This is a genomic window from Vibrio sp. YQ_11 (assembly GCF_043103065.1).
Lineage (GTDB): Bacteria > Pseudomonadota > Gammaproteobacteria > Enterobacterales > Vibrionaceae > Vibrio > Vibrio parahaemolyticus.
In genome coordinates, this window is the sequence record NZ_JBICJM010000006.1 from 495,865 (window position 1) to 518,741 (window position 22,877).

A 22,877-nucleotide genomic window follows, 5' to 3' on the forward strand; every position below is an offset into this window, starting at 1 on the left:
GAAAACAACGTTGAGGTAGCTATGAAGAAAATATCTAAGTTATTGGTCGGATTCTCTTTCGCACTTCCTGTCTTGTTTCTACTTTTGAGTAAAACAGGCACCGCCGATACGATGGATAAGATGAAGGCTTTAGAGAATGCAGAAATCGCCACACTGGCTGGCGGCTGTTTTTGGTGTACGGAATCGGACTTAGAACAGCTTCCTGGCGTCTTGGATGTGGTGTCTGGCTACTCCGGCGGGCACGTGAAAAACCCAACCTATCGCCAAGTATCTTCTGGAAAAACCGGACACATTGAATCCATCGAAGTGAAATACGACCCGAATGTGGTGAATTACGAACAAGTACTCGATTACTTTTTCCGCCACATTGACCCAACCGACGATAAAGGATCGTTTGTCGACCGAGGTCCACAGTATCGACCTGCTATTTTCTACCACAACGCAGAGCAAAAGCAGATCGCAGAGCAATTTATGATGGAAATCGACAATGCGAAGATTTATCCAAAACCGCTTAAAACTGAGTTGATCAAGTTTGAGACATTCTATCCAGCGGAAGAGTACCATCAGGATTACTACAAAAAGAGCAGCCTGAAGTACAAGTACTATCGTTACGCATCCGGTCGAGACAAATACTTGGATGAAGTGTTTGGTGACGATCGCAAAGAACATCCGAAAACACTGCGTCAGCTTATCGATGAGAAAAAACTGCTGTCGAAGGTAAAAGCATACAACAAGCCGTCTCAATCGAAGATCAAGTCTACGTTGACTGAGTTGCAATACTACGTAACGCAAGAAGAAGGTACCGAGCGCCCGTTTGATAACGAATATTGGGACAATAAAGAAGCCGGCATTTACGTCGACATCGTAACTGGTGAGCCGTTGTTTTCTTCTACCGACAAGTACAAATCGGGTACGGGGTGGCCAAGTTTCACTAAGCCAATCAACCCAGGTTACATCGTCGAAAAAACCGATTACAAGTTGATTTATCCTAGAACAGAAGTTCGCAGTAAGTTTGGTGATTCTCACCTAGGACACGTATTTACCGACGGCCCAAAACCAACCGGGCTGCGTTACTGCATGAATTCGGCAGCGATGAAGTTTGTGCCAGTAAGCAAAATGGCACAATTGGGTTACGGCGACTATTTGTTCTTGTTTGAACAATAATAAAGACTGGTTAGCGTTTGAGAATTAGCATGATGAAAGGCTTTAAATCGCACTTACCAACGAAGTTGTGCCCCGTCTGTGAGCGACCTTTTTCATGGCGCAAGAAATGGGCGCGAAATTGGGAGACGGTGATTTATTGCTCTGAACGCTGCCGACGCAGCAAACCAGAGAAAAACCCGTAACGCTTACCAAGGCAAACGCTCACCATCGTACGTCAAAAACGCCCCGCTATCTTGCGGGGCGGCTTTTGCTATCTGCCCCATTAAATCACTGGCAACACGCTCTGGCGTAAACAACTTGCCCTCAGGGACATTCGCTTGAAACGGTTCAGACAACGCGGTATCGGTCGTGCCCGGATGCAATACCAAGACCACGCCATTTTTAAGCGTGCGTTGCCATTCAATCGACATGGTTTTGAGAAACATGTTCAGCGCGGCTTTCGAGGCTCGATAACTGTACCAACCGCCAAGACGATTATCGCTAATACTGCCGACTTTGGCCGAAACAACCGCAAATTTAGGTGCACCACTGCGCTTTAAAAGTGGCGAGAAATACTTCGCAAGTAACATGCTTGGCAAAGTGTTAACAGCGATGTTTTGCAGAAAAAAGTCAGGCTCCACCATACTGAGATTTTTCTCCGGCCCCTTGTCTGGCGTATGCAGCATACCGACACAGTTGATCACCCAATCGATGCTGTTAACCGCTTGACTCAAATTCTTGACCTGCGTTTCATCCGTGACATCGACCTGGTGCCAAATCAAGGCTGAATGTTCATAATCAGGTGTTGTGCGCCGATAGGTCGCGTGAATTTGTGCCAGCGGAAAGCGCACTAGTGCTTCTTTGACCATCGCCAAACCAATCCCTCCGTTTCCACCGACGATCAAAATGTTCATCACAAATGCTCCAAATCCGCGATATAGCGTTCAGCCGTCTCAAGAATCGCTTGACGCTGCGAAGCTTCCATATTGTCCCAAGACCGGAAAATCATGCCGATGCGTGGATTGGTAGCGAGTCGCTTTTCATGCTTGTCCATAAATCGCCAATAAAGACTATTAAACGGACAAGAGCCTTCACCACTGCGCGCCTTGTTGTCATAGTGGCAACCTTTACAGTAATCGCTCATTTTGTTGATGTACGACCCGCTTGCGGCATAAGGCTTGGTGCCAACAATGCCACCATCGGCGAACAATGCCATACCGCGTGTATTGGGCATTTCTACCCACTCAATCGCATCGACATAAATGCCGAGATACCAAGCATCTACTTGGTCAGGATTCATCTCGGTGAGCAAACAAAAGTTGCCCGTCACCATCAAACGCTGAATATGATGGGCGTAGGCATAATCGAGAGACTGGCCTATTGCATTGCGCATACAAGCCATCTTGGTTTTTCCTGTCCAAAAGTAGTCGGGTAAATCACGTGATGCTTCGAGCTCATTTTTCTGCGGATACTGCGGCATATTCGCCCAGTACACACCCCGAATGAATTCCCGCCAACCTAAGATCTGACGAATGAATCCTTCTACCTGCGCAATATCGATGTGTTTGTTAGATTGGTATGCACTAAGTGCAGCATCGATTACCTCTTTGGGGTGCAGTAACTTGCTGTTCATCGAGAACGACAAACGACTGTGATACAAACTCCATTTGGATTCGTGCTCCGCCGTCATCGCATCTTGAAACCGACCAAAATGAGGGAGACAAACCTGACAAAAATGCGCGAGCAAAGATAGGCTTTGAGCGCGATTCACTGGCCATAACAAATCACCATTTAGTGAACCAATGGTCGAGATCTTGTGTCGCGTTAGTCGCTCTACAATCTCGTCAACATTCAGGCTAAACATCAGCGGTTTGGGTAATTGCTCGATATCTTTCACTTTCAGTTTATTACGGTTGTTGGCATCGTAATTCCACTTTTCACCCACTGGCTTACCGTCTTGCATCAAAATATCAAAGCGCTTGCGCATCCGTCGGTAAAAGTGCTCCATCATAACGTGTTTGCCTTGCGGGAACTGCTGTTCTATTTCTGCAAAAGGCAGTAAAAAATGCTCGGTATCGACGCAACGTTTGACAACACCTTCTAATTTCAACTTGGTCAGTTGTTCCAACAGTCGATATTCATCAGGCCGTTGATACTCAAATTTGCTTGCCCCTACTTCACGAACGTAGTGCTGCAATACTTGGTCAAGATAGTCAAAAGCGGCAGTGTCATCCAACGTTAGATGCAGAACATGATGCCCTTCTTCTTGCTTCTCTTGAGCAAAAATAGCCATCGCGGAGAAGAAGGCGCACACCTTTTGAATGTGATGCGTAACGTAAGTATTTTCTTGCTTGAGCTCAGCAATCAAGTAAAGCACGGTATCATCCGCTTGCTGAAACCAAGAATGCTCGCTGTTGAGTTGGTCGCCGAGAATCAATCGCACCGTGTCATAACGCATTTATTTATCTCCATTTTCTTGCTGCGTTGTGATTGGCCAGTCGACCATATCGACAACGTCTTGCTGCGCTCGGCTGTCACGCCCTTGCCATCGTTCAATGAACTCATGATTTTGGTCGTACATTTGTGTCTGCTTCTCCAAATTAAACTGACGAGAGCCTCTCGGATCTGCCCCTACTCCCGCTAAATATTGCCAGTTTCCCCAATTAGAGCCGACATCGTAGTCAATCAACTGCGTTTCAAAGTAGGCTGCGCCATACCGCCAGTCCAACCCCAGTTCATGAACAAGGCAACTTGCAACCAACTGGCGTCCACGGTTAGACATATAACCAGTGTGATTCAGTTGGTGCATACACGCGTTGACAATGAGATACGGTGTGGTGCCGTTTTTCCACTGCTGAAAACGATGCGCATAAAAGCTGGTTAACGGCGGTTGATTGCGAATACCACCAAACCGAAACAGCCTTTGTTGATAACACCTTGCGTACCAATAAAAATATTCGCGCCACAACAATTCAAAGTAAATCCAGTAAGTCGAATCATTCGCCCCTTGGGTTTGTTCATGCTGTTTGAGCATGGCATAAATCATTCTTGGCGACACACAACCAAGCGCAAGCCAAGGTGAAAATTTGGTGGAATACGCCATCCCGTCGAGTCCGTTGCGCGTCTCTTTATATGAGCTTGCCAAGCCAGAAGAAAAGTAACGCCGACAATGCGCAAGACCACTCCATTCTCCGCCAGAAAACAGCGCCGACTCATCAAAGTAAAAAGAGGATAAAGTTGGCAGTTGAGCGCCTTTTGGCATTGGTGGTAGGCGGCTCGGCGCATCTACTGGGTGGGCGATGTCTATCCCTTCAACGCACTTTCTAAACTGAGTAAAAGTCTCAGGTAGATCAGGCAACGTAAACGGCAGCTTGCTTTCGTCGAACAAACTGCGTACAGAGTGCTGAACAATGACAAGGTGTGGGTATTCATCTTGCAGCTTGTGCAATATGCTCTGTTCATCCGAGCCAGCCATTGCGTCTGCATAAAGATGAGTGACACTCAAATATTGAATGGCATATTTGAGGGCTTGATACGGGGGTAAATCTAGCGTCCAAAGTCGCTGGCCTAATTGGCCGAGTGCGTCATTCAGTTCGCACAAAGACGCATCGATAAATTTCTGCCTAGCTCGTCCTAGAGTTACCTCCTGAGCAAAATGATGGAGAAAAGGAGTTACTGAAGGGCGACAATACAAGCAAACCAATTCATCCAGAAAAGATGAGGCATCAACCAATAGCGAGTTATCGTGAAGTCTTAGGTCAAACGTAAACCAGTAAAGCCCTATTTTCTTTTTCAAAAAACGTCCTTAGGCGAGGAGCTAAATGTACTGATTTGTTTTACGCTCGGCATCGCGAGCGGATCATCCATTCTTACTAACTACAGCGCTTTCCATGCTCTTTGCATGAATCGTGAACATAGGAGCCAAATCGTATTTCCACCCTCAATCGTTCACTTTTTAAACCACAATTTTATAAAATCAAATTTCAGATTTATGAATATCACCGCTATTTGCTCATTTTTTTATATAAACCAAGCAAAAATGATAAAAATTAAAGCGATATTAGTTAATATCCGGTAATCTAAATCCAATTCCATTTTGCTAGTAACATCGCAGAAATGACTGACGAGTTTAAGAAATCGACCGCTAACTTAAAAAAAGCGGTGCCACTAATGATCAAAAATCATGTAGCTGCCACCCCCGCAAACTACGCGCTTTGGTATACCTACGTAGACAAAACCATTCCAGAACTCAATTTTGAGATGGACGAAGTGTTAGAACACTATGGTATTTGTCCACCAGCAGCGAACAAACAGCTTTACAACAACTACGTGGCCAGTAGAGCAGAAACCAGTTTAGAAGATCTCAAAACCAACGTAGAAGTGCTATTGCATGAAGTGTCGAGCTCCATGAGTGATACTTTGTCAGATACCTCTTCTTTCTCTGCGATGGTCGATAAAAGCTTCAACAAATTAGAAAAAGTCGAAGACAACAGCTTGAGCATCGAAGAAGTGATGGTGGTGATCCGCCAACTCGTTGCTGAATCTCATGAGATTCGCCACTCAACTAAATTCTTAAACCGTCAACTCACCAATGCGAGTGAAGAAATTTCTCGTTTGAAGAATCAATTAGCCGAAGTACAAAAAGACGCGCTGTTTGATGGACTCTCTAATCTTTACAATCGTCGTGCCTTTGATACTGATTTAAGCATGCTGATTAACGCTAATCAGGCGATGACTCTCATCTTGCTGGATATCGACCACTTTAAAGCGTTCAACGATAACTATGGGCACCTATTTGGTGACACAGTATTGAAAGCGATCGCGCGTCGACTACAACAAAGCTGTCGCGATGGTGTGAGTGCGTACCGCTTCGGCGGCGAAGAATTTGCGTTAATTGTGCCAAACAAATCCCTACGAATCGCCCGCCAATATGCCGATACCCTGCGCCGCATGATTGAAAAGCTACGCGTACGTGATAAACGCTCGGGCACACAAGTTCATAGCATTACCGCTTCTTTTGGTGTGGCAGAGTTCGAAGTTGGTGACACCGTAGATTCATTAGTCAACAAAGCCGATAAACAGCTTTATGAAGCAAAACAGCTCGGTCGAAACCGAGTGATGCCTATCTAAGCTAACCTCTGTGAAAATACAGTAAAGACAGTTAGAACAAATAAAGAAACCCCGCACTGTTTAGTGCGGGGTTTCTACTTTCTCGTCCTACATACCCAAAGCAGGCTACTTGGGCTTATATTTGATTAATCAATGCTGTAGCAGTAACTAAGAACATAGTCGTCACCATTTTTTGCGGTGTACTCTTTGTCTTCGCTACACGCCATCGGTTTGCCTTTCTTGTCGCCTTTGATAAGACTAATCCAATGACGCATCGCGGTTGGCGCATTGCCAGTCAACTCTGGATTGAACGTGATGCGAGTTTCCAATTGGATGTCATCGATGTCCATCAACTCCACACAACCTGTGCCTTTATGGCAACCAAACAGCACTTCTACGTGGTTGCCTGAATCATCTTTGAACAAGATCGATTTTGGGTCTTCCTTTTCACCAGTGTACGCCACGAAGTGTTTTGGGCTTTTCAGGCCGCTGTGTGTACCGTCTTTGAAATAAGCCAAAACATGGCGGTAATCAATCACGTAACTTGATACATCTTGGTGCGACCCGTTCTCCAATGGGAACATGCGGTCTAGTAGTTGCTTCGCTTTTACTTGTTTCTCACTCTGCTGCTCAGCACTTACCGCTTCGACGGCAAATACGGCTTCAGCGATAAATGGGCGTTGTTGTTGTTGCATCTCTTTTTTATCGAAGTTCAGCATATTCATCGTCATATCCTCGCACTTAAAAACTCGTCCTAGAGTAAAAACTTAAATCCTTTATTTAAGTTTCAGGCAATTCTGTGAAGTTGATGGTTAATTTCCTTGCCTGCTCATTATGTAGACTAGCGAAATATTGACTACAATTTCACAACAAAAATTTTACAATGTGAATTTTACAAAATGTCTGTGTCAAAAAGCCTTATTCGTCAGTCCCATTTTCTTGGTACGAAAATTCGTAACCTAAGAAAAAACAACCATTTAACGATGGAAGATTTGTCTGCCCGTTGTGTAAGGATTAATCCTGAGTACGCGCCGTCGGTTTCTTACCTTTCGATGATTGAGCGCGGAAAACGCGTCCCGAGTATCGATATGCTCGAGGTAATCGCAGAAGTTTTTCAAAAAGATCCAGCGTGGTTTTTAGATGATGAGCCCGAATTAGAAGCCATTACCCCCAACAAAGGGAATCGAGGCGGGATTAATGGCATGGCGCTAGAACCGAGCTTCCTGTTTTCCAATGACATTCTTCAGATTGCTATTCCAGAAATGCTGTCTCAAACCGGGATCACAGGTCGTCAATTTGCTCACTTGCTGATCCGCGCGCACCAAGAGAACCATCAAAACCATTTTCCTGATTTAGAACGTGCCGCCGAAGAAGTGGGATTGAAGCGCCTTAATTTGTCGGTTGAGGATTTGATCGACATTGCCAAAAGTATGGGCTTGGATATCCGCTGGGTTGACCGAGCGCCTCAAGATGTCATCGATGAATTGGGCGTAAACGCCAAGCAATTGATTACGTCATTCATGGAACCTCCGGGCACCATTTATCTCAACAAACGGATGCGCGACTACCCTACCCGTTTAAAATACGACTTATCGGTATACATTGGCCACCGCGTATTGCACAGCAGCGACGCGATGAATAACGTGCTCTCCATCGGACATCAGAATAACTGGGAACAAATGGACAGCCCCGTGTCGAACTCTGAGCTAAATTCGCAAGACATTCTGCAAGCTTGGCGAGACTTTGAGTCCAGCTTTTTTGCAGGAGCTCTGCTTTGCCCTAAAGTGCCATTTCGTCAGTTGCTCGACCGCTCCGGTTACGAAATTGATGTTCATAAAAAAGCAGGCGTTTCGCCATCCGTTGCGATGCGCCGCATGACCGTTGTGTCACCATATCCCCATTGGCATTATTTCGACGCGTACGGGCCGGGCAAGCTTAAAGCTGTGTATCGAGGGAATGGCATCCCACTTCCTTGGGGCAACATGCGCAAAGTGAATGACCCATGCCAACACTGGGCGGTATTCAGACGCCTATCCCAACCTTTAGATACGAGCTCTGCGCAAATCTCGATTTTGAATGTGGGTGACGAGCCACGCATTTATTGCTGCGAATCGGTCAACGTATTTGACCCGGCGGGGAACAACCGAGTGTTGTGCGCGGGGATAGATTTAAACCCTGCGATTTCAGCACAAGGTGGCGATGCGGTTTCCATAGCGGAAGAGTTGAAGTCTCTCTGTGTCGCTTCCGGCGGAAGCAGTGTTATTCCGCCTCATATCAAAAAAGACTTAACTACGATCGCTAAAATCTTAAATATCAATTGGATAGAACGCGGTATTCAAAGCCAAGCAAGATTGATTTGTTCAAGAGGGGCGGTATGTCCAAGACAACCAAGCTGTTACAGCAAATGCGGGGAATCGGACGAGACGGGTGACAATGTGAATATTATCGGTCTCTAGAAAGAAAAAACGCCAATCACAAGAAAGGTGATTGGCGGTATATACTTGTGAACAATGTGTATTCACTAACAACGTCAGTTGGCTAGGTGACCCTCGGCTTAATAAGGGTCACTCTAGATAAAGCACGATGCGTGCCAACTTTAAAAAAGCCGTTTTTTAATAGATCCAGGTGCATATCGACGCATTATTAACCAGCACTTTCGCAAATTGCATTTGCAAAATGCAATAGCATGCAAATATGCCACTTGTCACATTGCTACTAATCACTTTCTCAGCAAAAAACCAACTACTACTTTATGATTATCCATTAGCTTTCATATTTTTACCCTATACTGCTAATTAATGAGGAAAAATACCTCAGTAAATGGATTTCACGGTTGGTACCTAGGAGAGCTCTATGTTTGCGTTCGTTCGTCAGTTTCCCCTCTATATCATGGTCAGTGTTGTTGCAGGCGTCCCATTATTACTTGCTATTTTTCTAGCGGTTCAGCACACCATCAATTTAAACACTCAGTCCCACCAAGCCCTGAAAGATCAGCAGCTAGTGACCTTAATCACCCACTACGACAACCTTGCGCATAATCTCGCTGTCGAGCGTGGACTAACAGCCGGCGTACTGGGTAGCCAAGGCAAAACTGAAATCGTGCAAAAGCTGACTCAGCAAAGAAAAAAAGTCGATGACGCGATCAATTCATTGGTTCAACTTAACACGCCATTAATTAGCAGCAGCGATAGCTACGACTTACTCCAAGATGTCCAAGTGCAGCTCAATCGACTCAATCAGGTTCGACAAGGGGTTGATCGCCTTTCGCCTCAAATCGCACCTTTTGGTTATTACTCCAATCTGAATCAGCTCATCATCGACAACATTGACGTTTTGATTGCACAGACTCAAAGCCGAGAGCTAGGTACGCTTGGCGATGCGTTGATCTCTGTGATCGTGATGAAAGAGCGTGCAGGCCAAGCACGCGGCGCACTTAATGGGGTATTTGCGAAAGGAAGCGCCACATCTGTTTTGTTCTCCAACATTGAGGGATACATCCAATCGGGGGATTACGCATCAAGAAAAGCGCAAATTGCGTTCCCAGAACAATATCGACAGTCATTGCAATCACACCAAAACAGTCCTGCGTGGAAGAAGGTTGAGCAAGTACAGCAATCCTTCCTTAACCAGAGTGCCAACCTAGACAGCATTCAGGGGCCTCAAGCAACTGAATGGTTTCCTATGGCAACCGAGCGCATCGGTCTCATGAACCAGTTGCGTAACCAAATGGTTGATCAGATGCTCAGTGCAGCAGAACATTCCGCGCAGCAAGCCACGTTAAATCGCAACTTGTTGATGGCTGCGACTGCTGTGATTTCTCTGCTTATGATCATGATGGTGTGGGGGTTGGTTGCAAGCCTACGAAGCCGCGTTGGTCGCCTAAAACAAACCCTGCGCAGTATGTCTGAGCACCATGATATGACGGTTGAACTCGATTCTCGCGGCAAAGATGAAATCGCTTCCATCTCGAACAGCATTAATGCCTTGATCTCTAACTTCAGAAAGCTGCTGTTTGACGTCACTAAGACCAATAACGAGAGCTCAAATCGACTACAAAACATTGTTGAATCTGCGCAAGATCTTGATAGCAGTAGCCGCTCTACCATCGCGAAGTGCGACAACATCGCAACCGCGATGACTGAACTCGCACAATCGAGTGTGGAAATCGCTCAGTCCGCAGAGCGCGCAATGGGTGACACCACAACCATGAATAACAAAGTGGTCGACTGCCAGACCCAAAGTGAATTGTCTTACCGCTCCGTGCAAAGCTTGTTGGAGCAAATCAACGCCACTGAACAATGCATGGCAGAGTTGGCGAACGACACGCAGAGCATTGGCCAAATTGTCGAGACCATCAACAGCGTTTCTGAACAAACCAACTTATTAGCCCTTAACGCAGCAATTGAAGCCGCTCGTGCGGGCGAACATGGTCGCGGCTTCGCGGTTGTCTCTTCTGAAGTGCGTGATTTGGCACAGCGCAGCCAAGAAGCTACCGAGAACATCAGCAAACTGTTGGACCAAATTGGCGAGAAAACCCGTTTCTCAGTAGAAAGCATGGCAAAGAGCAAACAAGCCAGTGACGACACGTTTGAATCTGTGCAACAAGTGAATGAGAGTGTGTCTTTACTCGAAAGCAGCATCGAACACGTGAACAATCACATCAGCACCATTACGCACTCGACCATTGAGCAATCTAAAGCATGTGAAGCCATCGACCAAGATATCGACGTACTGGCGAGCATCGCGCACAAAACGGGTCAGCACGCTGATGACTTGAACCAGATTGTTTCCGGTTACCAAGCTGAAGCGATGGAGCTAAAACATCAGCTAAGTGCTTTCAAATTGGCATAGAGAATTCTTGGGGACGCACTTTTCTACCTTCCCTATCTTTCTCACTCTGTAAATACAACAAAGCCCAGAATCAATCTGGGCTTCGCTTTTTATCCGCCGTGTTTTTGTTGATACATCCGTTCGTCGGCGATTTTCATCATTTGTTCTGGAGAAGTCATTTGCGGATCGAAGATGGCGTAACCAATGCTCACGCGTAGGTAAATCAGCTCTTCGTCATAAATAACGGGCGTCGAACACAACGCCAACCTGAGCTTTTGCAGTAACTTCTGCACGTGCTCTTCCATTCCCAAATTGTGTACAACCACTAAAAACTCGTCACCGCCCATTCGCGCGACCATGTCTGAACGTCTCAAGCTGCTTTTGATGCGCTCTGCGGTAGCAATCAACACCTTGTCACCCGCGTCATGGCCGAAGGTATCATTGATGTGTTTGAATCGGTCTAGATCTATATTGATCAACGCAAAGCTGTAACGTTTTTTATAGCGCTTAGCGATTTCAAACTGCTGCTTGTACGACTGCATAAAGTAACGGCGATTGGGCAAATGCGTCAGTTCATCATGCAGCGCACGGTCGTCAGCAATGATGTACAAACGGTAAATCACGATCAACGCAATACTCAGTGCAATGAGAATGGGATAGCCAATGATTCTGACGATGTTCAGTTCAAACCACGAAATTTGTTGCTCAAGCTGCCCACCCGCGTAGGCCGCCATGCTCCAGCCACCGTAAGGGAAGTGCACATGCTCTTTGGCGTACAATTTGCCCGTTTGATTAGGATCACCAAAGAACATATCCCCATATTCGCCGCCGCTGTCATAACCACGTATCGTCAAAGGATAATGGTATGAGAAGTCGAATACGCCGGTTTCTCGCATTAAACCATCAAAATCCACCACAGCGCTGATCACCCCCCAATACTCTTTGTTGATTGGCGGGTCTCGAAATACTGGCACGCGTACAATAAGCCCTCGCCCACCTTGAACAAGCGACACCGGCCCCGCGATGAAAATCTCTTGAATATCTTTGGCTTTTTGAACTTGTACCCATTGCGCTGGTACTTTACGGTAATCCAGACCAAGGACGCGCTCGTTGCCTTTAGTTGGGAATATATGGCTAATTACATCATTTTCCGCAATACCGATGACCGTGATGTGCTTACTTTTGTTAAGAATACGATCGGCGGCAATGCTTAGCTCCTCTTCTTCGCTATTTGGCAGCAAAGTGATTAGCGTCGCTAATGTGCTGGCTTTGTAAATATCAGCCATGAGTACCGCTTCCAAATTGGAGCGGAGAATAGACAGTTGTTCTTTGGCTTCAACTTGCACGCGCTCTTGCTGAAGGTCTTGCTGATTCTGATGCAACAGCTCAATAACACCAACACACAAGGCAACAAAAGCGAAAAAGAACAGTGCAAAATAGCACTGCTTTTTGGGTGAATAACGCATTAGCTCCCCACTAGCTCGTCCGTTACTACGAGAATTATTCTTTTATTGTTAAAATTCTTATTATCTACAAGAATAACCAATAGCCTTTGCAAAGGTAATAATTATCTGAAATTTTTATGGTTTAAATAGGCAATGGGATGCAAGGACAAGGCGATTTATTTGAAAGTACGGATTGGCAAGAGGTACGCCAAGGCAAGCTCTTTTATCAGCCAAACTTTCTTTCTCAGCAAGAAGCGGATACGTACTTTTCAACGCTTATGAGTACCTTGCCTTGGCAACAAGAACGCATAACCATTTTCGGGAAATCGGTACTTCAACCTCGTTTGCAGACTTGGCATGGCGATGCGCCTTACACCTATTCGGGTTTAACCATGGCACCTCACCCTTGGACGTCTGAGCTTTTATCACTCAAGGCTCGCTGTGAAAGCCTTGCCAACACCCCGTTCAACTCTGTATTGGCGAATCTGTATCGCGACGGTCAGGATTCGATGGGGTGGCACCAAGATAATGAACCAGAGCAGGGCAGAAACCCGGTGATCGCCTCGTTGAACTTAGGTGATACGCGCCGATTTGTGCTACGAAATTTACATTGTAAAACTCAAATAGAATATGAGCTCGGCCACGGCGCATTATTGATCATGGCTGGGGAGCTTCAGCACCATTGGAGACACTGCGTTCCCAAAACAGCCAAACCAAAAGGAGAACGTATCAACCTGACTTTTAGACATATTTTGAACTATTGACTCAGGTTTTACATTCTTAACAAACATTGATGATAAGTTTACATCCAGGTTATATCAGGGAATGGATTTATGCGTATCAAACCTATCAGCTTGGCGGTCTTGCTCTCTTGCTCACTCATCTTGAATGTTCAGGCATCTCAAGAAGAGATACCTGCACTTAATTACTCTCAATCAGCACAGCTGATTCGCGACACATACGAACGTGAGTTATTCACGCTTCCTCCTTTTAAGGAAGGCCACTTTGGGCTGCGTATGTTCCGCCAAACCTTAGATGAAAAATACTACGCAACCATTTGGACGGACATGGCTCAAGTCGCAAGCCGATTGAATCGCTTCGCGAATGACGTCGTCAAACCAGAAGACATCATTTTATATTCCTCTGAGCGGCTGACTCGCTACCAAGAAAAAGAGGACGAACGCAGCCAACGTCGTTATACCGTAACAAAACATCACCCTGAGTATTTGTATCTTGGCGTCGATTTACTCGGCGCGATGGCGAGAGCAGATGAGTACGGCTTAAAGCACCAACAAGATAAAACACTGCGAGAAATCATTCGTCGTTACGATTTTACTCGCTACGCCACCGATAAAGAGATGATTGAAGCATGGGCGGCGCAGTTGGCAAATCAGGTCTATTGGCTGCGTCAACTGGGTGAACAAGATGTGGTGAACGCGTTCATTGAAGCATTCCGAGCGACCTACCCCGACGACAATGATAAAAAGCTCTCTGCTCAGCAATACGGCAACAAAATCTATGGCATGACGCACATCATCTTTGCCGACTCTCAGTATTATCAAAAGCGCGTGAATGAAGCGGATCATCAATGGATTTATGATTACTTCCGCGACAACATCGACACGATTTTATTGCGAGCAAAAGAAGACATCATTGCCGAAGTAGGTATTTCATTTTTACTGGCTGGCCTTGACCACGATCCCGTCGTTGAGAAAACACGCCAAGCGATTCGAGATGCCATCAGCACCGAACAAGGGATGATCCCATCCGTTGATGGTGACTTTGATCTAAAGTATGGGGAACATCGCAATGTGCTCGCGATTATGCTTTTAGATTGGAAAGGTGTGCACAAGGCACCAACATATCAAGCGCACCCGAAAGCGTTCAAATCGATCCCTTATGGGTTAGTACCTAAATCCCCCAAATAACATAGAATAAACATGGTTCGGGAATACTCTTGCACTGACTCACACGACTTTCCCAACACCATAAAAAAACCCGCCACATTGGCGGGTTTTCATTTATTGCTCAATCATATTAAAGCGAGATAAAGATACCTGCTAGACATGCGCTCATTAGGTTCGCTAACGTACCAGCCGCTACCGCTTTAAGACCCATGCTTGCTACATCTTTACGACGTTCAGGTGCCATCACACCGATAGAACCTAGCTGAATCGCAATCGAACCGATGTTCGCGAAACCACATAGAGCGAATGTGATGATCACTTGAGTGTGCTCAGACAGTGTCGCTTTGTGCTGTACGAAGTCGATGAACGCCACAAATTCGTTCATTACAACTTTCTGACCAATGTAAGAACCAGCCGCTAGGATCTCGTGGCTTGGTACACCAATCAACCATGCTAGTGGTGCAAATAGGTAACCCAAAATCGCTTGCAGTGTTACACCAGCAAAACCAAACATTTCACCTAGGTTTTCTAGGCCTGTGTTCACCATCGCAATCACACTCACAAAAGCAATCAGCATAGTACCGACAGCCACTGCGACTTTCATACCGCCCATCGCACCGCTTGCTAGTGCATCGATAACGTTACTTTCTTCTGATTTGTCTAGCTCAATGTTGTTGTAATCGCTTGGCGTTTGACGCTCAGGAACGATGATTTTCGCCATTAGCAAACTACCAGGAGCTGCCATGAAGCTCGCAGCGATAAGGTATTTCAGCTCCACACCCAAGCCGGCATAGCCGCCAAGCACACTGCCCGCTACCGATGCCATACCACCAGCCATTACTGCAAATAGCTCAGAACGAGTCATGTTTGATAGGAACGGACGAATAAGAAGTGGTGACTCACCTTGAGATAGGAAGATATTACCCGTTGCAACGAGTGATTCCGCTTTACTGGTACCCAAGAATTTCTGGATAGCGCCGCCGATAAATTGAATTACTTTTTGCATGATGCCCAGGTAGTAAAGGGCAGAGATAAGAGCGCTGAAGAAAATGATGATAGGAAGGACGCGAACAGCGAAGATGAAACCAGTAGAAGCGAGATCACCAAAAAGGAATCGAATCCCTTCATCAGCAAAGCTTAATAACCCGGCAACGCCATTACTTAAACTCGCTAGTGCGGCTTGTCCCATCGGGAAATAAAGCACCAGAGCGGCAAAGCCCAACTGAAGTAACAAAGCGCGAGACACAGTTTTCCAATTGATGGATGAACGGCTCTCAGACAGTAGGAAAGCACAACCTAGTAGTGCAACAATACCAAATAAACTAAATAGAACACTCATGAGTCGGACCTACTGAACGTTTAAAAAGAAAAGAGAACCAAAGGAATTGGCAGAAGAAAGGGACAACGTATCGAGTGGCAAAGCACTCGTAGATCCAGAATGTAGACTGAACGGATAGTTCGACATCTTAATTTTTACCTTATACAAGCAATTGAACTTAGCTGGTCCGGTCCGTGGGGTCATTCACTGCTGGTGAGTTTATAACTCGACCTGCTCCTTGTGACGGCTTGTATGGGTAAGGGTCCTGAACAACTAAACCCTAATTCCCGCTTAAACGGGACGCAAGTATAGCCAAGCGAACGAGATATTCATCACATTTATTGACGCAAACGTTCAAGCGTTCAAAATTTATGCAAACCTGCTATTTTGCAGCCATACTGGTAGGGAAAGTAAGGGCATTGGGACGGTTCTTTATGGTAAAAAGATCAAAAACGGCCAATAAATACGCAATCAAACGTGAAACACCAAAAATGAGCAATTTTAGTCTCGCCAACAGATGGAGTTTGGTTATACAATTTGGAGTGCTTCTTTTTGAGGCCTCTGTGTATGCAGAGCATCATGATGCCGAGATGGTGAAATTGGTAGACACGCTAGCATGAGGTGCTAGTGCCTTAGGTGTGAGGGTTCGAGTCCCTCTCTCGGCACCATTATCCTTCTTCTTAAATTTCGTTTGAGTGTAATGCAAAGTTCTAAGCAGGCAAGACAATCCGCAGATGCTAACCAACTTCTGAGCGAGCTTGCAGTGCACGCCTTATTGCACCTGCACTTCAAAATCCATGCGTCTTCACGACCTCTTCCTATAACAGAGCGTAACGATCTGCTGCAAAAATGGCTAAAGCCTAAACTGAAAAGCAATCGCTACAAACTGATTAAAAAGCCGTTAAAGTCTCTGACTCAACAGGCGAAAGGGGAAAATGGCAACCTTGAAGCCTTACTTGAACGCTGCGTTGACGCGAACAAACCAAGTAATCCGCAACCTCACTTAGATAGCTACCTGCTACTAATTAACGAAATTGAGAAAAAACTCGGTACCACTGTACTGCTTTCTCGTCCTGAAGATGTCGACTTATCGCATGACCAGCATGGCTGTTTGCTGTGTGTGTTATCAAATAACTTAAACCAACATTTCGACGACAATAACGCCATGATTGCACCAATTTCGATGCTTTTCCGTGGCCCAATGAGTCAGCGCTCATTGTTCCTTGGTAGTATTTATGCAAGTGGCACATTCAATTATGAAGTGCAATATCAAGACGAACAGTTCGTGCGCATCACGTTAGAGCTGGCGTAATATCCGCTCGGAATGAACTGAACAGACAAAATCAAAAAAGGCCGCGTAACTCGCGGCCTTTTGCCCTTTACTTAAGTACCTAGATACCTAGTTATCTAGGTGTCAAACCTACTTCAGGTTAATCAATTTCACGGAAGCGAGCCGTAAAGTGACGTAAAACCGGAGGCTCATATTCGAACGTCAAACCTTTCAATTCATGAGATCGGTTCTTCAACTCAATCAACGCATCCGCGATATAGTCCATGTGGTCATTAGTATAGACTCGACGTGGAATCGTTAAGCGCATTAATTCAAGCTCAGAGGCTTTCTGTTCACCCGTTTCAGGGTCACGTCCGAGCAACAATGAGCCAATCTCAACAGCTCGAATCCCAGCCTCCAGATACAACGCATTACACAAGGCTTGTGCTGGGAACTGATCGGCTGGAATGTGCGGCAATATTTTCGCCGCATCAACAAACACTGCATGGCCACCAGTTGGATATTGGATTGGAATTCCCCCCTCCCGCAGACGCTCGCCCAAGTATTGCACCTGACTGATTCGATAATGCAGGAAGTCTTCATCCGCGCCCTCATACAAGCCACGGGCTAAAGCCTCCATATCGCGCCCAGCCATGCCGCCATAAGTGACAAAACCTTCCATAGGAACGCAGCGCGTTTGCACCGCTTGGAACAACTCTTGATGATCACGAATACAACACATGCCACCAATGTTCACCATTGGATCTTTCTTGGCAGACATCGTGAGCATATCGCCGTATTGATACATTTCACGAATGATTTCCAAAATCGATTTGTCAGCGTAGCCTTCTTCACGCTGTTTGATGAAATAAGCATTCTCACAATAGCGAGCCGAGTCAATCACCACTGGGATATCGTATTTGGTGGCAATTTCGTACACGCTGCGCATGTTTTCCATCGATACCGGTTGGCCACCCGAGCTGTTACACGTCACTGTCGTGATGATGGCGCAGATGTTCTTCGAGCCATGCTCTTCAATCGTTTCTACCAGTTTGTTAAGGTCGAAGTTACCTTTCCAATCGTAAGGCGTCGTGGTATCGAACGCTTCTTCCGTCACAACGTTGATAGCCTTACCGCCGTTGAGCTCAATATGCCCCGCAGTGGTATCAAAGTGATAGTTCGAGATGAACACCGGCGTTTCACCGCCACGTACTTGGCGCATACGTTCAATCAGAGCAGGGAACAATATCTGCTCCGCCCCTCGGCCTTGGTGTGCAGGCACCGTCAGTTTGTAGCCGAAGAAATGCTCCACTGCGCTGCATAAGTTGTAGTAGTTACGACTACCCGCGTAAGACTCATCCCCCAACATAATGCCAGCCCACTGGTTATCGCTCATGGCCCCTGTGCCGGAATCGGTAAGCAAATCGATATACACGTCATCACTGCGCAATAAAAATGGGTTGTAACCCGCTTCTTGGAGAGCGATTTCTCGGTCAGCCAACGTGGTCATTTTGATTGGCTCAACCATTTTGATACGGAAAGGTTCTGGAATACGTTTCATTGTTAATTTCCTTGTACACATGGCCCTACGCGCTAAAGCGTAAGAGTAGAAAAAAATAGATCAGATGCTTTTCAATGCGAGAGCATTGAGGAAATTAACGAGAAGAGATTTTACTAAGAAGAGACAAGCAGTAGTCTAGGTTGTACCAGAACGACAGCACCAAACGGCTATCGAGAATATCCTTAATTCTCATCGTCTTCGTCCTCCTGATAAAAGAAAGCCAGAAACCCCATGTCTCTGACTCTTTCAATATAGTGCACTTTTCGGACAAATTTCAGTGAAGCGGCGCTCATTTATGTATCGAAAAGACTCACCATTATTTTGTACGACTTTCCGTTCCAACTTCTTCTCATTATGTAAAGCAACACAGCCGTGCTTATACTCAATCAAGGACAAATAACGGAGTGTCTTTATGAGTGTTAGGAAATATTGGGGAGCCGCAGCCACTCTTGCAATCCTCACGATCACCAACAATGTCTACGCCGTGGACAAGCAAGTTTCACCCGCGATGAAAAAGAAAATGCAGGCAATTTGTTCGGCAGAAAAGAGTCAACCCGGTGGATGGCAAGTTTCTCAAGTTACTCCAGAAGCGCAGCGCTCGTTGAGTATGGTTTTGTACCAGATGAACGCCGAAGATAAATTAAAAAACATCAACGAAGTACGCACTCAAGTGGTAGCGGGCACTCACTATGCGTTTGAGTTCGAGCTTCAAGACGGTGAAGTGTGGAACGCAATGGTCTTACGCAGTGCAAGAGGCGATTACATGATCGAAAGACACGCCAAAAAAGGCGAACTTTGCCCGAAGTAGAATGCCACCAACAAAAACCTGATGAAACGAAAGAGCCAGTGTTCAAAACTGGCTCTTTATGTCTGACTAGACGACTTTAGCTACCACTTTCTCATCGACCTTATCGCAAATGTACTCTCCGATAGGCATGGCAGATGTGGCCGCTGGGGAAGGCGCATTACACACGTGAAGGCTTCTTGCGCTCTCTGCAAATAGGAAATCGTGCACTAGAGTGCCGTCCGACAACACCGCTTGCGCGCGAATCCCTGCAGGGTAAGGCTGGAGATCCTCAACACGAATACTCGGACAATATTTATTGACCAGTTTCAAATACCCAGGCTTCCACCACGAGTTTTTAAACTCTTCCAAGCCCGTTTTTAAGTGCTTTTGTGTGACTTTCCAAAAGCCAGAAAAACTCAGCATTTGCAGTGTATCTTGCAGGTTAAAGTTCACTTTTCCATACCCTTCTCGCTTCCAACCCTGAACGGCATTTGGACCAACCGTCACAGAACCATCAATCATACGAGTCAAATGCACCCCCAAAAATGGCAAATCTGGATCTGGAATTGGGTAGATTAAGTGATTCACCACTTGGTTATGCTTACTGTCTAATCGGTAGTATTCACCGCGATAAGGCACGATTTGAAAATCGGTCGGAATGCCCATCATTTTTGTCATCCGATCGGCCATCAATCCACTGCAAGTGACTAGAAACTTGCAGTTCAACTGCATAGATTGCCCATCGGAAACGCAAGTCAGTTGTACTTCTTCATCTTGCTCATCGGCGGCAACCACCTTGGTTCTCAAGCTAATATGACCACCTAAACCTTGGAACTCCTGTGCCATATGCTCTGTTACCAAGCGGTAATCAACAATACTGGTGGTTTTCACGTAAATCGCGCCCAACCCTGTGATATTCGGCTCCGCCAACTTGAGCTGCGCTTCATCAAGCAATTCCACATCAATCCCGTTGACGTGACAGCGTTCATAAAGGGCGTTCATTCGTTCGACTTCTTGCTCGTTAGTTGCAACCAACAACTTGCCGCAGCTTTCGACCGGAATATTATGCTGAGAGCAAAACGAGAGCGTTTTTTCTACGCCGCGTTTGCAAAAGTCGGCTTTTAAGCTGCCCGGCGCATAATACACACCCGCGTGGATAACGCCGCTGTTATGCCCGGTTTGATGCTTAGCAAAACCAGCCTCTTTCTCAACCAATAAAATAGAACACTCTGGATGGCGTTGTTGGAGCTGCCAAGCCGTGGACACACCAACGATACCACCACCCACAACAATGTAGTCATAGACTGATTTCATACGACCTCTTATAAAACCGAAAGTTGAGACTGTTGCAATTTGAACTTGCGCCCACTGTAAACAAACACGGCAACGAATACCGCGCAGCACACCACACGAATTAAGATTGGAATGTCGTGCCAAACCAAAAGCGCACCGATAGTAAGCAGAACCAACCTCATCAATATATTCAATGGTCCTTCTAAATAACCTTCAATGGCACCAATGAGAGCGTAAGTACCCACTATCGCAAAGAAGCCGACCGTAATTACTGATGTCACATCCCAACTGACCAACCCGGTATAGGCAATTAACAATGGAACCAAGTACAGCCCCTTCGCAATTTTCCAAGCCATTAAGCCTGTTCGCATTGGTGGCGTTTTCGCAATGGTCGCCGCTGCGAATGCGGTTAAACACACTGGTGGCGTAACGTTACTGTCTTGCGAAAGCCAGAAGATGATCAAATGCGCAGCCAACAATGCCAAGCCAACCGCCTCTAAACCCAGACTTTGCTCTAGTAGCGTTTCAACAAAATCAGCAGGAACCATCGACAGCATTTCTTTCGCCGTTTCCAGCGCCATTGGCGCATTGAGAAGTTCGAGCTTATCTGGTGCAGCTAGCATGAAGATCGCTTTCGCTTGCTCAGGTAATTGCCCTGAAACCATCAACTCTAAAAGTTGGTTCTCGGCAATCAACTTATACAAGGCAGGTGCAGACAAAGTGCCCAGAACAATATACGCCGCTGTCACAGGTAAGCCCATACCTAAAACCAACGATGCCAAAGCAATCAACACGAGCATGATGAACAAATCACCATTCGCCCAACCATTGATCATCAAAGAGAAAGTATTGCCGATGCCTGTGGTACTGATTACGTTGATCACTAAACCAATACCCACCAGCAAGACGGCGGTGGTTGCCATGTTCTTCGCGCCTTGAGACATAGCCTCGATGATCGCTTTTGGTCCCATTTTGTGCTCTTTCGAAAACCACGAAGAGACAACAACAGAAATGATGGAAAGGCCTGCCGCATAAGTGGGTGTAAAACCTTTCACGAGCAACGTCACCAAAACCACCAAAGGAATGAGGTTGTGCCAACCACTCACCAGAACTTTGATAAGCGATTCGTCACTGGTTGTAATTTTCTGCACGCCGCTACGCTTCGCTTCGATACGCACAAAAAACGCGACCGATAAGAAATAAATCAACGCAGGGACAAACGATACAGCAATGATATCCACGTAAGGAATTTGAGTGTAAGACGCCATAATGAACGCGCCCGCGCCCATCACCGGAGGCATCAACTGACCACCAGTAGAGGCCGCGGCCTCAACCCCTGCAGCAAAGCGTGAAGGGAAACCTGCTTTTTGCATCAACGGAATACTGATCACCCCTGTCGACACGGTATTCGCCACGCTAGATCCCGACACAGAGCCCATTAAACCCGAGCCAAGCACGGCAATGAAACCCGGCCCTCCGATGATTTTTCCTGCGGCTGCACGAGCGACATTGATGATGTAATCCCCAACGCCAGAGCGTACTAAAAACGCACCAAAGAGGATGAACATAAAAACGAATGTCCAACTGATGCGAGAAATAGAACCGAACATGCCTTCAGAAGAGTAGAAACTGCGATAAAGCAGCGTTTCCATGCTCAACCCCGGAAAATGAAAAATACCCGTCGCCCATTTTCCCCACAAAACAACGTAGCTCAAACAGATTACAATCAGCACAGGAATAAACCACCCCATGGTGCGGCGAATCAGTTCGATGACGATCAATATCGCCATAATGGCAAAGACCCAGTCGCTAGTGACAAACTTAACACCACGCTCATACAACGCATCTTCGGCATATGGAATGTAAAGCAAACAGGCGATAGCCCCTCCTGCGATGAGCACATCGACCGCAAGAGCCATTTTGCTCTGCTTCAAAGAGATATGAGCCGGATACCAAAGTGCACAAATTACCGCAAAGCCAGCAAAGTGCGTCGCGGATATCCAGAGTTCCGGTAACGTCGATAAGGTGTTAAACCAAATATGCAATGCAGAAAGTACCACGCCGAACACCGTGATGGTGGTGGTTACCCACGGGAAATCGGTGCGCGTGGGCAGCTCAAATTTCTGCAATTCCTTTTCCATAGAGTCGCTCATATCCTACTCCAAGCTCTAACGGCTTTTTCAATGTTCAAAACAAAATAAAGACCCCGAGATG

18 protein-coding genes and 1 tRNA gene are annotated in these 22,877 nt (G+C 46.2%); 10 read left to right on the forward strand and 9 right to left on the reverse strand.

Features of this window, described 5'->3' with window-relative positions:
• Nucleotides 1-21 precede the first annotated feature (21 nt).
• Together msrB and ACF8EG_RS04715 are read left to right on the forward strand one after the other, a co-directional pair.
• Nucleotides 22-1,164: a peptide-methionine (R)-S-oxide reductase MsrB gene (msrB, locus tag ACF8EG_RS04710; RefSeq protein ID WP_021450307.1), complete on the forward strand. Its 1,143-nt coding sequence runs from the start codon at nucleotides 22-24 to the stop codon at nucleotides 1,162-1,164.
• Nucleotides 1,165-1,196: 32 nt separating this feature from the next.
• Complete coding sequence (locus ACF8EG_RS04715) at nucleotides 1,197-1,346, forward strand: DUF2256 domain-containing protein (protein WP_024103812.1); 150 nt, start codon at nucleotides 1,197-1,199, stop codon at nucleotides 1,344-1,346.
• A 3-nt stretch (nucleotides 1,347-1,349) separates the two neighbouring features.
• Here ACF8EG_RS04715 and ACF8EG_RS04720 read toward each other — a convergent pair whose 3' ends face one another.
• From ACF8EG_RS04720 to ACF8EG_RS04730, 3 genes are read right to left on the reverse strand one after another with little or no spacing between them, the layout of a single operon-like run.
• Nucleotides 1,350-2,057: an SDR family oxidoreductase gene (locus ACF8EG_RS04720; protein WP_020834869.1), complete on the reverse strand. Its 708-nt coding sequence runs from the start codon at nucleotides 2,055-2,057 to the stop codon at nucleotides 1,350-1,352.
• Complete coding sequence (locus ACF8EG_RS04725) at nucleotides 2,057-3,601, reverse strand: cryptochrome/photolyase family protein (RefSeq protein WP_025527314.1); 1,545 nt, start codon at nucleotides 3,599-3,601, stop codon at nucleotides 2,057-2,059. Before ACF8EG_RS04725 ends, ACF8EG_RS04720 begins: the two co-directional genes overlap by 1 nt.
• Nucleotides 3,602-4,939, reverse strand: coding sequence for a DASH family cryptochrome (locus ACF8EG_RS04730; protein WP_069504966.1), 1,338 nt, complete (start codon nucleotides 4,937-4,939; stop codon nucleotides 3,602-3,604).
• A gap of 320 nt (nucleotides 4,940-5,259) precedes the next feature.
• Here ACF8EG_RS04730 and ACF8EG_RS04735 point away from each other — a divergent pair, with 320 nt between their 5' ends.
• Nucleotides 5,260-6,273, forward strand: a complete 1,014-nt coding sequence (locus ACF8EG_RS04735; RefSeq protein ID WP_015312837.1) for a GGDEF domain-containing protein — start codon at nucleotides 5,260-5,262, stop codon at nucleotides 6,271-6,273.
• A 125-nt stretch (nucleotides 6,274-6,398) separates the two neighbouring features.
• Here ACF8EG_RS04735 and ACF8EG_RS04740 read toward each other — a convergent pair whose 3' ends face one another.
• Nucleotides 6,399-6,977 (reverse strand): malate synthase, encoded by a 579-nt coding sequence (locus ACF8EG_RS04740; RefSeq protein ID WP_005484284.1) that lies wholly within the window; start codon nucleotides 6,975-6,977, stop codon nucleotides 6,399-6,401.
• Between the two features lie 174 nt (nucleotides 6,978-7,151).
• Between ACF8EG_RS04740 and ACF8EG_RS04745 the strand changes: the two genes are divergently transcribed.
• Together ACF8EG_RS04745 and ACF8EG_RS04750 are read left to right on the forward strand one after the other, a co-directional pair.
• A complete protein-coding gene (locus ACF8EG_RS04745; protein WP_023583880.1) occupies nucleotides 7,152-8,708 on the forward strand; it encodes a DUF3612 domain-containing protein in 1,557 nt (518 codons plus the stop codon).
• Between the two features lie 397 nt (nucleotides 8,709-9,105).
• Nucleotides 9,106-11,103 (forward strand): methyl-accepting chemotaxis protein, encoded by a 1,998-nt coding sequence (locus ACF8EG_RS04750; RefSeq protein ID WP_025535762.1) that lies wholly within the window; start codon nucleotides 9,106-9,108, stop codon nucleotides 11,101-11,103.
• Nucleotides 11,104-11,192: 89 nt separating this feature from the next.
• Here ACF8EG_RS04750 and ACF8EG_RS04755 read toward each other — a convergent pair whose 3' ends face one another.
• A complete protein-coding gene (locus ACF8EG_RS04755; protein WP_025547920.1) occupies nucleotides 11,193-12,548 on the reverse strand; it encodes a diguanylate cyclase in 1,356 nt (451 codons plus the stop codon).
• Between the two features lie 137 nt (nucleotides 12,549-12,685).
• On the opposite strand from ACF8EG_RS04755, the gene ACF8EG_RS04760 reads away from it, so the two are divergent.
• Both ACF8EG_RS04760 and ACF8EG_RS04765 read left to right on the forward strand, forming a co-directional pair.
• A complete protein-coding gene (locus tag ACF8EG_RS04760; RefSeq protein ID WP_069504968.1) occupies nucleotides 12,686-13,291 on the forward strand; it encodes an alpha-ketoglutarate-dependent dioxygenase AlkB in 606 nt (201 codons plus the stop codon).
• Between the two features lie 69 nt (nucleotides 13,292-13,360).
• Nucleotides 13,361-14,455, forward strand: coding sequence for a DUF3541 domain-containing protein (locus ACF8EG_RS04765; protein WP_069504970.1), 1,095 nt, complete (start codon nucleotides 13,361-13,363; stop codon nucleotides 14,453-14,455).
• A 109-nt stretch (nucleotides 14,456-14,564) separates the two neighbouring features.
• Here the strand turns inward: ACF8EG_RS04765 and ACF8EG_RS04770 are convergent, their stop codons facing one another.
• Complete coding sequence (locus tag ACF8EG_RS04770) at nucleotides 14,565-15,773, reverse strand: NupC/NupG family nucleoside CNT transporter (protein ID WP_005459233.1); 1,209 nt, start codon at nucleotides 15,771-15,773, stop codon at nucleotides 14,565-14,567.
• Nucleotides 15,774-16,336: 563 nt separating this feature from the next.
• Here ACF8EG_RS04770 and ACF8EG_RS04775 point away from each other — a divergent pair.
• Nucleotides 16,337-16,420 (forward strand) — tRNA-Leu (locus tag ACF8EG_RS04775).
• A gap of 32 nt (nucleotides 16,421-16,452) precedes the next feature.
• A complete protein-coding gene (locus ACF8EG_RS04780) occupies nucleotides 16,453-17,064 on the forward strand; it encodes a DUF2913 family protein (protein ID WP_021484342.1) in 612 nt (203 codons plus the stop codon).
• Between the two features lie 118 nt (nucleotides 17,065-17,182).
• Here the strand turns inward: ACF8EG_RS04780 and ACF8EG_RS04785 are convergent, their stop codons facing one another.
• Nucleotides 17,183-18,583 (reverse strand): tryptophanase, encoded by a 1,401-nt coding sequence (locus ACF8EG_RS04785; protein WP_053302572.1) that lies wholly within the window; start codon nucleotides 18,581-18,583, stop codon nucleotides 17,183-17,185.
• A 412-nt stretch (nucleotides 18,584-18,995) separates the two neighbouring features.
• On the opposite strand from ACF8EG_RS04785, the gene ACF8EG_RS04790 reads away from it, so the two are divergent.
• The gene (locus ACF8EG_RS04790; protein ID WP_005459310.1) at nucleotides 18,996-19,391 is read left to right on the forward strand and encodes a cystatin domain-containing protein; all 396 of its coding nucleotides are present in this window, start codon (nucleotides 18,996-18,998) and stop codon (nucleotides 19,389-19,391) included.
• Nucleotides 19,392-19,457: 66 nt separating this feature from the next.
• Here the strand turns inward: ACF8EG_RS04790 and lhgO are convergent, their stop codons facing one another.
• Complete coding sequence (gene lhgO, locus ACF8EG_RS04795; protein ID WP_069504972.1) at nucleotides 19,458-20,684, reverse strand: L-2-hydroxyglutarate oxidase; 1,227 nt, start codon at nucleotides 20,682-20,684, stop codon at nucleotides 19,458-19,460.
• Between the two features lie 8 nt (nucleotides 20,685-20,692).
• Entirely contained in the window at nucleotides 20,693-22,816 is a 2,124-nt protein-coding gene (locus ACF8EG_RS04800; protein WP_069504974.1) for a TRAP transporter permease, read from the reverse strand.
• Nucleotides 22,817-22,877: the final 61 nt, after the last annotated feature.

Coding starts and splice junctions, on each gene's coding strand:
- ACF8EG_RS04715 (WP_024103812.1), top strand. CDS start 1,197: ATGAAAGGCTTTAAATCGCACTTACCAACGAAGTTGTGCCCCGTCTGT.
- lhgO (WP_069504972.1), bottom strand. CDS start 20,684: ATGAAATCAGTCTATGACTACATTGTTGTGGGTGGTGGTATCGTTGGT.
- msrB (WP_021450307.1), top strand. CDS start 22: ATGAAGAAAATATCTAAGTTATTGGTCGGATTCTCTTTCGCACTTCCT.
- ACF8EG_RS04790 (WP_005459310.1), top strand. CDS start 18,996: ATGAGTGTTAGGAAATATTGGGGAGCCGCAGCCACTCTTGCAATCCTC.
- ACF8EG_RS04745 (WP_023583880.1), top strand. CDS start 7,152: ATGTCTGTGTCAAAAAGCCTTATTCGTCAGTCCCATTTTCTTGGTACG.
- ACF8EG_RS04770 (WP_005459233.1), bottom strand. CDS start 15,773: ATGAGTGTTCTATTTAGTTTATTTGGTATTGTTGCACTACTAGGTTGT.
- ACF8EG_RS04720 (WP_020834869.1), bottom strand. CDS start 2,057: ATGAACATTTTGATCGTCGGTGGAAACGGAGGGATTGGTTTGGCGATG.
- ACF8EG_RS04755 (WP_025547920.1), bottom strand. CDS start 12,548: ATGCGTTATTCACCCAAAAAGCAGTGCTATTTTGCACTGTTCTTTTTC.
- ACF8EG_RS04740 (WP_005484284.1), bottom strand. CDS start 6,977: ATGAATATGCTGAACTTCGATAAAAAAGAGATGCAACAACAACAACGC.
- ACF8EG_RS04735 (WP_015312837.1), top strand. CDS start 5,260: ATGACTGACGAGTTTAAGAAATCGACCGCTAACTTAAAAAAAGCGGTG.
- ACF8EG_RS04765 (WP_069504970.1), top strand. CDS start 13,361: ATGCGTATCAAACCTATCAGCTTGGCGGTCTTGCTCTCTTGCTCACTC.
- ACF8EG_RS04780 (WP_021484342.1), top strand. CDS start 16,453: ATGCAAAGTTCTAAGCAGGCAAGACAATCCGCAGATGCTAACCAACTT.
- ACF8EG_RS04750 (WP_025535762.1), top strand. CDS start 9,106: ATGTTTGCGTTCGTTCGTCAGTTTCCCCTCTATATCATGGTCAGTGTT.
- ACF8EG_RS04800 (WP_069504974.1), bottom strand. CDS start 22,816: ATGAGCGACTCTATGGAAAAGGAATTGCAGAAATTTGAGCTGCCCACG.
- ACF8EG_RS04725 (WP_025527314.1), bottom strand. CDS start 3,601: ATGCGTTATGACACGGTGCGATTGATTCTCGGCGACCAACTCAACAGC.
- ACF8EG_RS04760 (WP_069504968.1), top strand. CDS start 12,686: ATGCAAGGACAAGGCGATTTATTTGAAAGTACGGATTGGCAAGAGGTA.
- ACF8EG_RS04785 (WP_053302572.1), bottom strand. CDS start 18,583: ATGAAACGTATTCCAGAACCTTTCCGTATCAAAATGGTTGAGCCAATC.